We start from the raw sequence: 13,399 nt of genomic DNA, 5'->3' as shown, positions 1-13,399 counted from the left end.
GATCGATCCCGTCAGGGGTCGATCGTGCGTTCGTCAAGGCAGCCGGCGGGCAACGGCCCGTTGCCGCGACGACTGCCATAACACCAGCATCGCAACCACCAGCAATAGCGCCTCCGCGGTCGGCGTCGCGAACCAGATGCCGGGTTCGCCGAAGGTCGACGCGTAGAGCGCGACCAGCGGCATGGTGAAGAGATAGGGCTTGGAAAGGCCCAGGATCGCCGCCCGGCCGGCATCGCCGATTGCCTGGAAGTAGCTGCCGAGCATGATCAGCGGACCCGAGAAGAGGTACATCGCGACCATGGCAGGCATGATGCGCGCGACGTCGGAGACGACCGCATCGCTGTCGACGAAGAACGCGCCGACCGGCCCGGCAAATCCGACGAGCAGGACTTCGATCGCAAGGCAATAGAGGAGCGCCACGAGCAGGCCGAGGCGCAGCATGCTGTTGGCCCGATCGGCGAGGCCGGCGCCGATGTTGTTGCCGACGATCGCCTGCATCGCCTGGCTCAGCCCGAGAAGCGGCAGCAGCGCGAAGGTCATGACGCGGGTGATGATGCCATAGGCGGCGACCGTGGTGTCGTAGCTCTCGGCCGCCGTCTTCTGCAGCGCGGTCATGATCGTCATCGAAACCAGCGCCATGCCGATGAAGCCGAGGCTTTGCGGGCTCCCGAGCGCGATCATGCGGCTCCATCCCGTCAACGGGCTGTGCCGGAACAGGGCCGAGAGGCGGAGCTCGGTGCGTCCGACGATGCGGAAGAGGACGATGAGGCCAAGCGCCAGGACCTGGGCGAGAACCGTGGCCGTGGCGGAGCCCGCAACGCCCATGTCCAAGAGCGCGATCAGTACATAGTTGAGGGCGAGGTTTGCGACCGAGACCAGCAGGCTGAGGCCGGCCATCAGCCCGGCGCGGCCCTCGCAACGGAGCGCATCCGAATGAACCGCCAGCAGGAACTGGATGGGCGTGCAGAAGACGATGATCGCGATATAGCGGTAGGCCATGCCGGCGAGGGCACCCGGACCATTGGCGAGCATCAGCACCAGTGGCTCGCCGAAAGCGACGAACAGGCCGGCCAGCACAGCGGCGATCGTCAGCGCCAGCATATGGGCGCCGGCGAAGACGCCGCGGGCGTCCGTAAAACGGCCGGCGCCGAGATGGCGGGCGAGAAGGCTCGCCATGCCGCTGACGACGAGGGTTGCCAGCGCCACCGTGAGGATGAAGATCGGGAACACCGTGGTCACGGCGCCGACGGCATCGGCACCGATATAAAGGCCGAGCATGACGGCATCGACCACCGTCAACAGCCCGTTCATGCTCATCACGAAGATGATCGGCAAAGCCGTCTTGGCGAAGATCGCGCCGAGGGGCGCGGTCAAAAAGGTATTGTGCCTGGAAATGTCCTTGGACATCCAACGCTCCTTGTCTTCGCATTTCGACTGGGAAGAGGAGGGGCTCGCATTGCCTGCCACACGAAATGCGATCGGGGCGAGAGGGTGTCGTCAGATGTCAGATTTCACCGGGACGAAGACGTCTGCGAGCGGCGGGGATCTGAAGCCCGCAATGGAGGTAGCGTCAAGCCGCATCGCCGTCAAGTCGGGGCCTCGAGGCCCTTGCGCGTCCGTGGAGGCCGGCGCCGTGCCGTCATCGTCATGCTCCCGGTCGCCCCTTTCTCGGCCGGCCACGCGGTCGAGCGCTTCGGTTTGCGCAACAATGTTCCGCACAGGAACCGGATCGTGTAACTAAAAGCCGTTGACGCATGGGGGTTTTGTGGTTATCAAATCGCCCCATGAAAAATTTCGCGGTTATTCTTGTGGTGGGACGGCGCATGGGCAGGATGGTGTAACCATCCGGCGGTAGCCACCCATGCGCTGAACGAGGCTCCTGACGGGGCCTTTTTTTATGCCTTCAAACAAGCTAAGCACCCAACGGGAAAAGGGACGGAAGCAGGTCAATGAGCGGTACAGAAAATCAGATGACAGGCGCGGAGATCGTTCTCCAGGCTCTGAGAGACAACGGCGTCGAGCATATCTTCGGCTATCCCGGCGGCGCCGTGCTTCCGATCTACGACGAAATCCACCAGCAGGACGATATCCAGCACATCCTCGTTCGCCACGAGCAGGGCGCCGGCCACATGGCCGAAGGTTATGCCCGCTCCACCGGCAAGGTCGGCGTCATGCTGGTCACGTCCGGTCCCGGCGCCACCAATGCGGTGACCCCGCTGCAGGACGCGCTGATGGATTCGATCCCGCTCGTCTGCATCTCCGGCCAGGTTCCGACCTCGCTGATCGGTTCCGATGCCTTCCAGGAATGCGACACCGTCGGCATCACCCGGCCGTGCACCAAGCACAACTGGCTGGTCAAGGACGTCAACGATCTCGCCCGCATCATCCATGAGGCCTTCCGCGTCGCCCAGTCCGGCCGCCCGGGCCCGGTCGTCGTCGACATCCCGAAGGACATCCAGTTCGCGACCGGCACCTATACGCCGCCGTCTGCCGTCCCGACCCAGAAGAGCTACCAGCCGAAGACGCAGGGCGACCTGAAGAAGATCGAGGAAGCGGTCGAGCTGATGAGCACCGCGCGCCAGCCGATCATCTATTCCGGCGGCGGCGTCATCAATTCCGGTCCGGAAGCCTCGCATCTCTTGCGCGAGTTGGTCGAACTGACGGGCTTCCCGATCACCTCGACGCTGATGGGCCTCGGCGCCTATCCGGCCTCGGGCAAGAATTGGCTCGGCATGCTCGGCATGCACGGCACCTATGAAGCCAACATGGCGATGCATGATTGCGACGTCATGATCTGCATCGGCGCCCGCTTCGACGACCGTATCACCGGCCGCCTCAATGCGTTCTCGCCGAACTCCAAGAAGATCCACATCGACATCGACCCGTCGTCGATCAACAAGAACGTCCGCGTCGACGTTCCGATCCTCGGCGACGTCGGTACCGTCCTCGAAGACATGGTTCGCCTGTGGCGCGCGGCTTCCAAGTCGGCCGACAAGGCACGTCTCTCGGACTGGTGGGAGACGATCACCAAGTGGCGCGCCCGCAACTCGCTCGCCTACACGCCGAACGACGACGTCATCATGCCGCAATACGCGATCCAGCGGCTCTATGAGCTGAGCAAGGACCGCGACACCTACATCACCACCGAAGTCGGCCAGCACCAGATGTGGGCAGCGCAGTTCTTCGGCTTCGAGCAGCCAAACCGCTGGATGACCTCGGGCGGCCTCGGCACGATGGGTTACGGCTTCCCGGCGGCGATCGGCGCGCAGGTCGCGCATCCGAACAGCCTCGTCATCGACATTGCCGGCGATGCCTCGATCCAGATGTGCATCCAGGAAATGTCCTGCGCCGTCCAGTACGGCCTGCCGGTCAAGATCTTCATCCTCAACAACCAGTACATGGGCATGGTGCGGCAATGGCAGCAGCTCTTGCACGGCAACCGCCTGTCGCACTCCTACACCGAGGCGATGCCTGACTTCGTCAAGCTGGCGGAAGCCTATGGCGGCGTCGGCATCCGCTGCGACAAGCCGAGCGAGCTCGACGCTGCGATCCGCCAGATGATCGACACGCCGGCACCGGTCATCTTCGATTGCCGTGTCGCCAATCTCGCCAACTGCTTCCCGATGATCCCCTCGGGCAAGGCCCATAACGAGATGCTCCTGCCCGACGAAGCCACGGACGAAGCGGTCGCCAACGCGATCGACGCCAAGGGCCGTCAGCTCGTCTGAGATAGGTAGAGGAACCAATTGAAATGAACGCACACCTTCAACCGACCGGCTCCGCCTACTTCATCGCCAAGGAGACCGAGCTCGCTGAAACCCACACGCTTTCGGTCCTCGTCGACAACGAGCCGGGCGTCCTTGCCCGCGTCATCGGCCTCTTCTCCGGCCGCGGCTACAACATCGAAAGCCTCACGGTCTCGGAAACGGAGCACGAGGCGCATCTGTCGCGCATCACCATCGTGACGCGCGGCACGCCGCACGTGCTCGACCAGATCAAGAACCAGCTCGAGCGGCTGGTGCCGGTGCACCGCGTCGTCGATCTGACGGTGCGCGCCGCCAGCCTCGGCCACGACCGCCCGATCGAGCGCGAACTGGCGCTCGTCAAGGTTCAGGGCTCGGGCGACCACCGTGTCGAGGCGCTGCGTCTCGCCGACGCCTTCCGCGCCTCGGTCATCGACGCAAACATCGAGCATTTCGTCTTCGAAATCACCGGCAAGCCGTCGAAGATCGAGCAGTTCATCGCCATCATGAAGCCGCTCGGCCTCATCGAAGTCTGCCGCACCGGCATCGCGGCGATGAACCGCGGCCCGCAGGGCATGTGATTATTGAGCCGGTGAGGGGGAATTGCCCCTCTCCTCGGGTTTCACCCGAGGACTAACTCTCTCCCCGCAGGCGGGGAGAGAGGACGGTGCCGAGCGTGCCGCGGCTCTGTTGATCTCCCAAAACCAATATATGCAGGTAGCACTCGGTGTCCTTGTACCGGGCGGTTGCTGCGCGTTTCCTTCTCCCCGCGTGGCGGGGAGAGGTGGCCGGCAGGCCGGATGAGGGGGCAGGCGAAGCCCTGGAACGTCCGTTGAATCGGGAGAAACTTTCTACTTCCAGCGATTCCACTTGAGAGCGGGGTGTTCTGGCGGACGCTGTTACACCATTCGCTCGGTTGACTTTGCCGGCATTTCTCGCCGACTAATCCCGGATTGAAATCCGAAGGTATCGGGTGCCGGATGAGCTCCACGACGATGCAGGCATTGGTTCTGACACGATACGGCGGTCCCGGCGCTGCTGAGTTGCGCGACGTGGCGCGTCCGCGACCGGCACGTGGCGAAGTGCTTGTCCGGGTGCATGCCGCAGGTCTCAATCCCGTCGACTACAAAACGCGCGGAGGTGCTCTGAGGGTCGTCCAGCGCTATCCATTGCCGATCGTCATGGGTAACGAGCTTGCCGGCGTGGTGGAGGAACTGGGAGAAGACGTCACGTTCTTCACCCCGGGAGACCGTGTCTTTGCGCGCATGCCCAAGGATGCCATGGGCGGCTTGGCCGAGTATGCGGTCGTCCCGGCAAAGCTTCTGGCGAGGATGCCCGCGTCGATCGACTTCTGCACCGCGGCTGGCGTGCCTCTCGCCGGTCTCACCGCATTGCAAGCGCTTCGTAACGAACTCGACGTGAAGCAGGGCAACAGGATCTTCATATCCGGCGGCGCAGGGGGCGTTGGCACCTTCGCCATCCAGTTGGCAAAAAGGCTGGGGGCAGAGGTGACGACCACGGCATCTCCTCGTGGCCGTGCGCTGGTTGAGGAGCTCGGCGCGGATGTGGTGATCGACTACACGACACAACGGTTCGAGGAGTGCTTGCACGACATGGACGGCGTCTTCGATCTGCTTGGCGGCGAAGCGCTCGAAAGGTCGTTCGGCGTGGTCAAGCGCGGCGGAAAAGTGGTTTCCATCGCCGGCATGCCCGAACCTGAAACCGCGCGGAAGGATCTCGGCGGTGGCGTGTTCCTGACGGCGCTTTTCTGGCTTGCATCCTACAGGATACGCGCCGTCGCCAGGAAAAATGACGTTACTTACCGCTATCTTTTCATGCATCCTGATGGTGCCGAGCTTGCCGAGCTTGCCGATCTCATTGAGACGAAGGCGGTTCGGCCCGTCATCGACCGAGTGTTTCCGTTCAAGCACGTTTCGGAAGCCTTTGCCTATCTGGAATCCGGCCGCGCCAAGGGCAAGGTGGTGGTGGAGATCGAAAGCCGATAAGCCCGCTTGCGCGGCCAGCGCTCAAATCATCTCCAGCGAGCGCTTGCGCTTCGGCGGCGGGAAGGCGCGGTCGAGGTCGGCGAGGTCGTCCGCCGTCAGGTGAATATCCATCGCGTCGCGGTTTTCGCGGGCGCGTGTCGCCGAGCCGGTCTTCGGGATAGAGATCACTCCCGGGCGGGTCTTGAGGAAGGCGAGGGCGATCTGGGCCGGGGTCGCCTGGTGCGCCTTGGCGATGTGGATGAGATCGGAGTTGCGCAGGAGCCGGCCCTCGTCGAGCGGCGAATAGGCCATGATGGCGATGCCACGTTGCTGGCACCAGGGCAGAAGGTCGAACTCGATGCCGCGGCGCGAGAGGTTGTAAAGCACCTGGTTGACGGCGACGTGTCTGCCGTCCGGCACCGACAGAAGTTCCTCCATGTCGTCGACGTCGAAATTCGAGACGCCCCAGGCGCGGATCTTGCCGGCTTTTTTCAATGCCTCGAAAGCCGCAACCGTTTCGGCCAGCGGATAGCCGCCGCGCCAGTGCAGCAGATAGAGGTCGATATGGTCGACGCCGAGATGTTTCAGGCTGCGCTCGCAGGCGGCCTCGGTGCCGAGCCGGCTGGCATTCGACGGCAGCACCTTGCTGACGATGAAGGCCTCGTCGCGCCGGCCGCGCACCGCTTCGCCGACGACCCGTTCCGAGGCGCCGTTGCCGTACATTTCTGCGGTATCGATCAGCGTCATGCCGAGATCGAGGCCAAGCTGGAGGCTCTTCACCTCGTCTGCCGCACGCGAGGCCATGTCGCCCATGCGCCAGGTGCCTTGCCCCAATACGGGCACGCGGCTGCCATCGGGCAGCGTCGTTGTCGGGATGGAATCGTGCATGCTGTTCTCCTCGCGGGCGAATAGGTCGGACGGCGGTCGTCCGGTCCGACCGGCAATCTAGCGCAAAGTGGCGCGCTTTCGAGCCCATGTCCTCAAGCAAAGCTCTCTTGCGCTGCAGGCGGCTAATCTCGCGTGAAGTCGTTGATAATGCGCTTCGTCAATATGTCATGGTGACAAGTTCGCGGCTGGTGCCGGCCAATAGGTCAATTATGCTGACCCAATTAGTCCGGAGGAGACCCATGCAGGCCGATACGCTGCTGGCGCTGTTTTTGTTTGCTTTCACCACATCGATCACGCCGGGACCGAACAACATGATGCTCTTCGCATCGGGCGTGAATTTCGGCTTCGTGCGCACCGTGCCGCATATGCTGGGCATCGGCGCCGGTTTCTTCGTGCTTCTGATCGCCGTCGGCTTCGGCCTCGGTGCGCTGCTCCATTCCGTGCCGCTGCTCTACACCACGCTGAAATTTGCCGGCGGCGCCTATCTCGTCTGGATCGCCTGGAAGATCGGGACCTCGCGTTCGCTGGGAGAGGGCAAGGCGGGTTCCAGCCCGATGACGTTCCTGCAGGCGGCCGCCTTCCAATGGGTCAATCCCAAGGCCTGGGTCATGGCGGTTTCGGCCATGGCGACCTATACCAGCAGCGAGAGCTACCTGATGAGCGTTCTCGTCGTCGGTCTCGTCTTTGCCTTTGTCAACGTGCCGAGCGTCTCCACCTGGGCGGGCTTCGGTTCGGCGCTCCGCCAATGGCTGTCCGAGCCGTCGCGGCTGAAATGGTTCAACATCACCATGGCGGTGCTGCTCGTCGTCAGCCTCTGGCCGATGCTGAAATAGAGAAAAGCCGGAAGGCCGTGGAGCTGCCCGCCGGTTTCGGCGGGCGCGATTCTGCACTACAGTGCCGGGCGTCTTCTGAGACGCGCAAAGGTCGCTGTAGCACTTTGACTTGCTGCATGTCTTTGTCCTTAAATCGAGCTCGATTTAAGGAGACATGCAGTAGTAATGACAGCGATTTCCCGGCGGAGGAGCCAGGCATGTCCGAACACCATCATGGCCACGGCCACGATCACGACCATCACCACCACGACAACCATTTCACCGACATGGAAGCGCGGGTGAAGGCGCTGGAGACGGTGCTGACCGAGAAGGGGTTGATCGATCCGGCGGCGATCGATGCGATCGTCGAGACCTATGAGACGAGGATCGGCCCGCGCAACGGTGCGCGCGTGGTGGCGAAGGCCTGGGTCGAGGCCGAATTCGCCGATTGGCTGAAGCGTGACGCCACGGAGGCGATCGCCAGCCTTGGCTTCACGGGCCGCCAGGGCGAGCATATGCGCGCCGTGTTCAACACGCCCGACACCCATAACATCGTCGTCTGCACGCTCTGCTCCTGCTACCCCTGGTCCGTGCTCGGCCTGCCGCCGGTCTGGTACAAGGCGCCGCCCTATCGTTCGCGCGCCGTCATCGATCCGCGCGGGGTGCTTTCGGAATTCGGCGTGACGCTGCCGGAGGCGACCCGTATCCGTGTGTGGGATTCGACGGCGGAACTGCGCTATCTCGTGGTGCCGGAACGGCCGGCGGGCACCGAAGGCTTCAGCGAGGAGGAGCTGGCGGAACTGGTGACGCGCGATTCCATGATCGGCACCGGCCTGGCGCTTTCCGCGGAGGCGCTTCGATGAACGGCCCGCACGATCTCGGCGGCGCCCACGGCCTCGGGCCGGTGGCGCCGGAAAAGAACGAACCCTATTTCCATGCGGAATGGGAGAAGCGGGCGCTCGGCATCACGCTCTCCTGCGGTGCCTTCGGCGCCTGGACGATCGACGAAAGCCGGCATGCGCGCGAAAGCCTGCCGCCGGCGACCTATCTCTCGGCGAGCTACTACGAGATCTGGACGCGGGCGCTGGAGACGCTGCTGAAGCGCCACGGTTTCGTAAGCCAGGCCGAACTCGACGGCGGCCACAGGCTGGAACAGGGGGCGACCCCGAAGCGGGTGTTGAAGGCCGACATGGTTGCCGGCGTGCTCGCCAAGGGCGGCCCCTGCGACCGTCCGGTCGAGACCGCGCCGCGCTTTGCCGTCGGCGACCCGGTGCGCACGAAGAATTTCAATCCGGAAACCCATACGCGCCTGCCGCGCTACGCCCGCGCCAAACTCGGCCGGGTGGAGGCGGTGCAGGGCTCCTTCGTCTTTCCGGATGACAACGCCCATGGCCGCGGCGAAAATCCGCAATGGGTCTATACCGTCGTCTTCGACGGGGCTGAGATCTGGGGCCAGGGCGCCGACCCGACGCTGACGGTCTCGATCGATGCCTGGGAGAGCTATCTTGAACACGTGTAAGGTGGTGTCGCCGCTCATTGCCTCGGCCGAACTGCCGAAATCGCCGGAGGGTGATCCGGTTTTCGCCGAGCCCTGGCAGGCGAACGCCTTTGCCATGACCGTGCGCCTGCACGAAAAGGGCGTGTTCTCCTGGCCGGAATGGGCCGAGGCGCTCTCGGCCGAACTCTACAAGCCCGGCCGCAAGGCGGACGCCAGCGACTATTACGACTGCTGGGTGGCCGCTCTCTCGCGCCTCGTCACCGAACTCTCGATCGCCTCCGGCCGTGAACTGGAACATCTGACGCGGAGCTGGCAGCGGGCGGCGGAAGCGACGCCGCATGGCCAGCCGATCGCGCTCGCCAACGATCCTGAGCGCCCCTGACGTCGAAGCTCCGGCCGGAATGGCAAGTTGATCGCAGCCGGATTTTCACGTAGAGGCTGCTAAGCTAAACGATCCGGGGCTTGCCGTGGGTGAAACGCGATATCCTTTTTCCTCCACGGAGGCGGCGGCGAACGTATTCGGAAGAACGCCGCTCCAACGTCTCAGCACATGGCTGGAAACGAAAAGGATGGCCCGGCGCGAGAGGAAAAAGAAGCGCCGGCACGAGTTGACGTGCCTCAACGCGCGGGGGCCGGCGACCTTGGCGTCCGACGATATCCCGTTGATGTTCATCACCCATAACGACCTCAAGCTGATGCCGTCGTTCCTGGCGCATTACCGCAAGCTCGGGGTAACGCGCTTCATCTGCGTCGACGACGTCTCATCCGACGGCACGCGCGACTATCTGGTGGCGCAGCCGGACGTCGACGTCTGGTCGTCCATCGTTCGGTTCAAGGAGGCGCGGCGCGGGCGCGAGTGGCGGGAGACGCTGTTTGAGCGCTATGGCACCGGCCGCTGGTACGTCAATGTCGATTCCGACGAGTATCTCGTCTACGACGGCTATGAGGAACGCGGGCTCGGCTGGCTCATTCCGGTGCTGGAGCGCATGGGCGCCCGCCGCCTGCTGGCCCCCATGCTCGACATGTATCCGGTCGACCTGGAGGGCGCCGACGTCGATAAGCTGCAGCAGCAGGCTCCCTGGGAGATTGCCGATCATTTCGACGCTGCCGGCTATACGATGTGCGCGATGAAGCGGGCCTTTTGCGTCAAGGGCGGACCGCGCCGGCGCAAGTTCGGCGCCGACCTGGAGATGGTCAAATATCCGCTGATCTTCTGGGACCGCGAATGCTGCTTCGGCCCCAGCATCCACCAGCCCTTGCCCTATGACAGGAATTTCCCGGCCGCCATGGGCGTGCTCTTGCATTTCAAGTTCTTCGCCGATTATGCCGAGGTCGTCGACGCGGCGGCGGCAGGCGGCCAATATTTCGATGCCTCCGCCGTCTATGTGAAGATCAAGGAGAGCATTGCAAATAACGGCGGCCTGCAATTGACGTCGGACGTATCGGTACGCTTTACCGGATCGAGACAATTGCTGGATCTCGGATTCATAACGCGGCTTGAGCGCGCCTGACACGCCGCCCGGAAAAAAATAGCTTGGAGTGAGAATGGGGAAGGCGAAACTCGTCGTTCTGTTTCCGGTCTTCAATGGGGCGAAGACCTTGGAAAAGTGCCTGCAATGCATCGCGGATCAGGATTTCAAGGATTTTCGCGCCATCATCGTCGAGAACCGGTCGACCGATGGTTCGCTGGAGATCGCCAGAGCCTTCGCGGCGAAAGATCCTCGTTTCGAGGTGCTCGAGAACGAAGTGCATCTCGACGCCGACGAGAACTTTCTCAAGTGCTTCCGCCTCGGTACCGAGCTCGGCGAATATTTCTGCCTCCGGGCTTGCGACGACTATTCGACGCTCGACTACCTGTCGCGCCTCGTTGCAGCGCTCGAAGCGGACAAGACCAAGCTCCTGGGGGCTTCGGACGTCAGGCGGATCAACAATGGCAAGGGGCGCCTTGCCACCCCCAACCGCGACGTCTTCAATTTTGCCCAACGCATCCGCGACGGTAAAATCCCGCGCAATCTCAGCTATCCGTCGGAATGGGTGTACGGCATCTATCGCGCGGAGGGCAGCCTGGAGATCCTGCTCCGCCGCTATGCGGAGTTCAGCTACCCCTGGACCGGTGCCTCCTACATCATCACGGAGTTCGTGGTGCGCGATCTCGTCGCCTATGTGGAAGGGCCAGAGTTCCATTTCATCGAGGGTTCGGGATCGGTTCAGCGCTATGGGGCCAAAACCTTCCGGGAGAAATTTGCGCAGCGCTGGGAATATACGGTCGGCTGCTATCGGCTGAAGGACAAGCTGCCGCCGATGTCGCCGTGGACGCGGTTCCTGCTGTTCCGCATGTTCTGGAACGACGCGCGCCGCAAGACCCGCTACAAGCTGCTCGGCTTCTTTTGAGCGGATGAAATGCGCAAGTGAGACGGCACGTCGCCGTCTCAGCTTCCCGTCGCCTCGCCCCTGTCAAACTGGCGGTAGCACTCGCGGGCCACCTGCTGCAGCAGGTTGCGCGGAACCTCGCCGGTGACGGCGTAGCCGATCGGGCCGTCGATCCAATAGAAGGTCTCGACGCCGTCGGCGCTGTCGACGCGGAAACTGGTTTCGCGGTTGTCGTCGTTGCGGCCGAGAAGAACGGTCAGCCGGCGTCCGGTGCCATCCTCATACATGAACATCGCCCCCGCCTTGCCGTTGACCGGCAGCAGCCGACCGCCGACCAGGGAGAAGCCGAGCGAGGAGAGATCGGGGATCGACAGCGGGTGGTCGAGGCGTTTTCCGAGCCAGCTGGCAAGATGGCTCTGTTCGTCGGCGCCGACTTCCACCGCGTGGCGCACTTCGCTGGCATAGACCAGGAAGGCCGATTGCGCCTGTCGCGGCAGGCTGTCGGCGGTCTCGATCGCTCGGTTGTCGCGATCGGCCGAAAGCAGCGCGGGCGCATAGAGGCCGGTAAGCCCGCCGGCGGCAAAAAGTGCGAGACCGGCGGCGACGGCGCGCAGATGGCGGATGGCGGAGCCTGTGTCCTTGCCGTTGTTCTTGTCCGGGTTCGGTTGCGGAAGATCGCCGTGGCTGCTGTTCGAGAGCAAGGCGCGATCGCGTGCGTCGCTGCGGGCGTAACCGGCGAAGAGCGCACGGAGGTCCACCGCCTGCGCCTGCCATTGCCTGACTTCTTCGGCACGCGCGGGGTTGCGCTCCAGCCATTGCTCGATCCGGTCGCGTTCCCGCGCGGTCAAGAGACCGTCGACATAGGCGTGCAGGTCGTCTTCGGAGACGGTGTTGAGATCTTCCGTCATTTCGGTCTCCGCATGCTGATCACATTGTCGTCCTTCATGGCTTCGGCCAACTGGCGCCGGGCGCGCGAGAGCCTCGACATGACAGTGCCGATCGGAATGGCCATCATCTCGGCCACGTCCTGGTAGCGGTACCCCTCGATCACCACGAGCATGAGCACCGAACGGTTTTCGGCCGAAAGGCCGTTCAGCGCCCGTTCGAGCTTGGAGCGCTCGAGCGGATCGCTCTCGCGGTTCTCTGCCTCGAGCCCCAGATCCTCATCCAGCGCCACCTGCGGGTGCATGGCGAGGTAACGGTGCCGGTTGCGCCCGAGATTGGTCATGATGGTGAAGGCCCAGGCGCGCAGATTGACGCCGCGCCATTGCGCGCGGCGCGCCAGCACCTTCTCCACGCAATCCTGCAGCAGGTCCTCGCCGTCCGGGTCCGAACGCACGAGGCTGCGGGCATAGCGCCTCAGCGCCGGCACGAGTGCCAGCACATCCTCTTCGAACCGGTCGGATGCGGGGGAATCGCCCCCCGCATCCGTATTTCCGCCATTACGGCTTGGCGACATTCCATTCGCCCTTCTTCATACCGTCGCCGGTAATGTCACCCATCTTCTTGTCCTGGACAAAGAAATACAGCGGCATGCCGTCCTTCGCCCATTGTTTCTTGCCGTCCTTGCGCTCGACGATCGTATAGGCGCCTTCTGCCTTGGCACTGGCTTCCGCCAGGAAGGGCGGCCAGTTCTTGGCGCACTTGTCATAGCAACTGGACTTGCCGCCATGGTCGTCCTTGTAGGTATAGAGCGTCATGCCGTTTTCGCCGGCCAGTACCTTGCCCTTGGCCGATTCGACTTCCTTGACCGGTGGCGCGGCAAAGGCCGTGGCGCCGGCGGCAAGGAGCATGGCGATCGTCAATGCAAACGTTCTCATGGCAATTGTCCTTCCTCAAGATGGTTTTCGTATCCGGAAACGGGCGAATGCCTCCTAGAGCGCAGTGCGTTCAGATGAACGCACCAAGGTCGCTCCAGGACTTCGATTCTAGAGCATCTTCCCGCTTTCAAGTGATGCTACTTGAAAGCGGGATGCCCTAGTCCCGTTTCCGTAAGAGCCGCGTGCTTGCAGATCCGACCGTGAGACACGGTGCGCGGCGGATTTATTCCCGGAAAACTGGTGGCAGTTTTGGCCGGCCTTTTGGCCGCTACTGCATGTCTTT

The 13,399-nt window shown here is 63.3% G+C and carries 14 protein-coding genes; 9 read left to right on the top strand and 5 right to left on the bottom strand.

The window, feature by feature from the left end; all coding sequences use genetic code 11:
• Positions 1-33 precede the first annotated feature (33 nt).
• Positions 34-1,407 carry an MATE family efflux transporter gene (locus AC1Z3V_RS29610; protein WP_483503434.1) on the bottom strand — a complete coding sequence of 458 codons (1,374 nt, stop codon included), beginning with the start codon at positions 1,405-1,407 and terminating at the stop codon, positions 34-36.
• Between the two features lie 542 nt (positions 1,408-1,949).
• Here AC1Z3V_RS29610 and AC1Z3V_RS29605 point away from each other — a divergent pair.
• The 3 genes from AC1Z3V_RS29605 to AC1Z3V_RS29595 all read left to right on the top strand — a co-directional run bounded on the left by AC1Z3V_RS29605 (position 1,950) and on the right by AC1Z3V_RS29595 (position 5,749).
• Entirely contained in the window at positions 1,950-3,728 is a 1,779-nt protein-coding gene (locus tag AC1Z3V_RS29605; RefSeq protein ID WP_483503432.1) for an acetolactate synthase 3 large subunit, read from the top strand.
• A 23-nt stretch (positions 3,729-3,751) separates the two neighbouring features.
• Positions 3,752-4,324, top strand: coding sequence for an acetolactate synthase small subunit (gene ilvN, locus AC1Z3V_RS29600; protein WP_429806713.1), 573 nt, complete (start codon positions 3,752-3,754; stop codon positions 4,322-4,324).
• Between the two features lie 399 nt (positions 4,325-4,723).
• Positions 4,724-5,749 (top strand): NADP-dependent oxidoreductase, encoded by a 1,026-nt coding sequence (locus tag AC1Z3V_RS29595; RefSeq protein ID WP_483503430.1) that lies wholly within the window; start codon positions 4,724-4,726, stop codon positions 5,747-5,749.
• A gap of 21 nt (positions 5,750-5,770) precedes the next feature.
• Here the strand turns inward: AC1Z3V_RS29595 and AC1Z3V_RS29590 are convergent, their stop codons facing one another.
• The gene (locus AC1Z3V_RS29590) at positions 5,771-6,616 is read right to left on the bottom strand and encodes an aldo/keto reductase (RefSeq protein ID WP_483503428.1); all 846 of its coding nucleotides are present in this window, start codon (positions 6,614-6,616) and stop codon (positions 5,771-5,773) included.
• A 239-nt stretch (positions 6,617-6,855) separates the two neighbouring features.
• On the opposite strand from AC1Z3V_RS29590, the gene AC1Z3V_RS29585 reads away from it, so the two are divergent.
• From AC1Z3V_RS29585 to AC1Z3V_RS29560, 6 genes are all read left to right on the top strand, one after another.
• Positions 6,856-7,449, top strand: a complete 594-nt coding sequence (locus AC1Z3V_RS29585; RefSeq protein ID WP_483503426.1) for a LysE family translocator — start codon at positions 6,856-6,858, stop codon at positions 7,447-7,449.
• Positions 7,450-7,646: 197 nt separating this feature from the next.
• Entirely contained in the window at positions 7,647-8,291 is a 645-nt protein-coding gene (gene nthA, locus AC1Z3V_RS29580; RefSeq protein WP_483503424.1) for a nitrile hydratase subunit alpha, read from the top strand.
• On the top strand, positions 8,288-8,947 hold the full coding sequence (gene nthB, locus AC1Z3V_RS29575) for a nitrile hydratase subunit beta (RefSeq protein ID WP_483503422.1): 660 nt from the start codon (positions 8,288-8,290) through the stop codon (positions 8,945-8,947). The genes nthA and nthB overlap by 4 nt, the downstream gene beginning before the upstream one ends.
• Positions 8,934-9,308: a nitrile hydratase accessory protein gene (locus tag AC1Z3V_RS29570; protein ID WP_483503420.1), complete on the top strand. Its 375-nt coding sequence runs from the start codon at positions 8,934-8,936 to the stop codon at positions 9,306-9,308. Before nthB ends, AC1Z3V_RS29570 begins: the two co-directional genes overlap by 14 nt.
• A gap of 187 nt (positions 9,309-9,495) precedes the next feature.
• Complete coding sequence (locus tag AC1Z3V_RS29565) at positions 9,496-10,437, top strand: glycosyltransferase family 2 protein (RefSeq protein WP_429806726.1); 942 nt, start codon at positions 9,496-9,498, stop codon at positions 10,435-10,437.
• A gap of 34 nt (positions 10,438-10,471) precedes the next feature.
• Positions 10,472-11,317, top strand: a complete 846-nt coding sequence (locus tag AC1Z3V_RS29560; RefSeq protein ID WP_429806728.1) for a glycosyltransferase family 2 protein — start codon at positions 10,472-10,474, stop codon at positions 11,315-11,317.
• A 38-nt stretch (positions 11,318-11,355) separates the two neighbouring features.
• Here AC1Z3V_RS29560 and AC1Z3V_RS29555 read toward each other — a convergent pair whose 3' ends face one another.
• Genes AC1Z3V_RS29555 through AC1Z3V_RS29545 form a run of 3 tightly spaced genes read right to left on the bottom strand, consistent with a single transcriptional unit; the run spans position 11,356 to position 13,116 of the window.
• Positions 11,356-12,204 (bottom strand): anti-sigma factor family protein, encoded by an 849-nt coding sequence (locus tag AC1Z3V_RS29555; RefSeq protein ID WP_483503418.1) that lies wholly within the window; start codon positions 12,202-12,204, stop codon positions 11,356-11,358.
• Positions 12,201-12,755, bottom strand: coding sequence for an RNA polymerase sigma factor (locus tag AC1Z3V_RS29550; RefSeq protein WP_483503416.1), 555 nt, complete (start codon positions 12,753-12,755; stop codon positions 12,201-12,203). The genes AC1Z3V_RS29555 and AC1Z3V_RS29550 overlap by 4 nt, the downstream gene beginning before the upstream one ends.
• Positions 12,739-13,116, bottom strand: a complete 378-nt coding sequence (locus AC1Z3V_RS29545) for a COG4315 family predicted lipoprotein (protein WP_483503414.1) — start codon at positions 13,114-13,116, stop codon at positions 12,739-12,741. Before AC1Z3V_RS29545 ends, AC1Z3V_RS29550 begins: the two co-directional genes overlap by 17 nt.
• Positions 13,117-13,399: the final 283 nt, after the last annotated feature.

Source organism: Ensifer sp. 38_S197, assembly GCF_056924495.1.
The sequence above is the reverse complement of the archived record's forward strand: the minus strand, read 5'-3'. Positions and strand labels throughout refer to the sequence as shown.

What these genes read in the sequence shown, in the direction of transcription:
- AC1Z3V_RS29610 (WP_483503434.1), bottom strand. Translation starts at nt 1,407, where the DNA reads ATGTCCAAGGACATTTCCAGGCACAATACCTTTTTGACCGCGCCCCTC.
- AC1Z3V_RS29605 (WP_483503432.1), top strand. Translation starts at nt 1,950, where the DNA reads ATGAGCGGTACAGAAAATCAGATGACAGGCGCGGAGATCGTTCTCCAG.
- ilvN (WP_429806713.1), top strand. Translation starts at nt 3,752, where the DNA reads ATGAACGCACACCTTCAACCGACCGGCTCCGCCTACTTCATCGCCAAG.
- AC1Z3V_RS29595 (WP_483503430.1), top strand. Translation starts at nt 4,724, where the DNA reads ATGAGCTCCACGACGATGCAGGCATTGGTTCTGACACGATACGGCGGT.
- AC1Z3V_RS29590 (WP_483503428.1), bottom strand. Translation starts at nt 6,616, where the DNA reads ATGCACGATTCCATCCCGACAACGACGCTGCCCGATGGCAGCCGCGTG.
- AC1Z3V_RS29585 (WP_483503426.1), top strand. Translation starts at nt 6,856, where the DNA reads ATGCAGGCCGATACGCTGCTGGCGCTGTTTTTGTTTGCTTTCACCACA.
- nthA (WP_483503424.1), top strand. Translation starts at nt 7,647, where the DNA reads ATGTCCGAACACCATCATGGCCACGGCCACGATCACGACCATCACCAC.
- nthB (WP_483503422.1), top strand. Translation starts at nt 8,288, where the DNA reads ATGAACGGCCCGCACGATCTCGGCGGCGCCCACGGCCTCGGGCCGGTG.
- AC1Z3V_RS29565 (WP_429806726.1), top strand. Translation starts at nt 9,496, where the DNA reads ATGGCCCGGCGCGAGAGGAAAAAGAAGCGCCGGCACGAGTTGACGTGC.
- AC1Z3V_RS29560 (WP_429806728.1), top strand. Translation starts at nt 10,472, where the DNA reads ATGGGGAAGGCGAAACTCGTCGTTCTGTTTCCGGTCTTCAATGGGGCG.
- AC1Z3V_RS29555 (WP_483503418.1), bottom strand. Translation starts at nt 12,204, where the DNA reads ATGACGGAAGATCTCAACACCGTCTCCGAAGACGACCTGCACGCCTAT.
- AC1Z3V_RS29550 (WP_483503416.1), bottom strand. Translation starts at nt 12,755, where the DNA reads ATGTCGCCAAGCCGTAATGGCGGAAATACGGATGCGGGGGGCGATTCC.
- AC1Z3V_RS29545 (WP_483503414.1), bottom strand. Translation starts at nt 13,116, where the DNA reads ATGAGAACGTTTGCATTGACGATCGCCATGCTCCTTGCCGCCGGCGCC.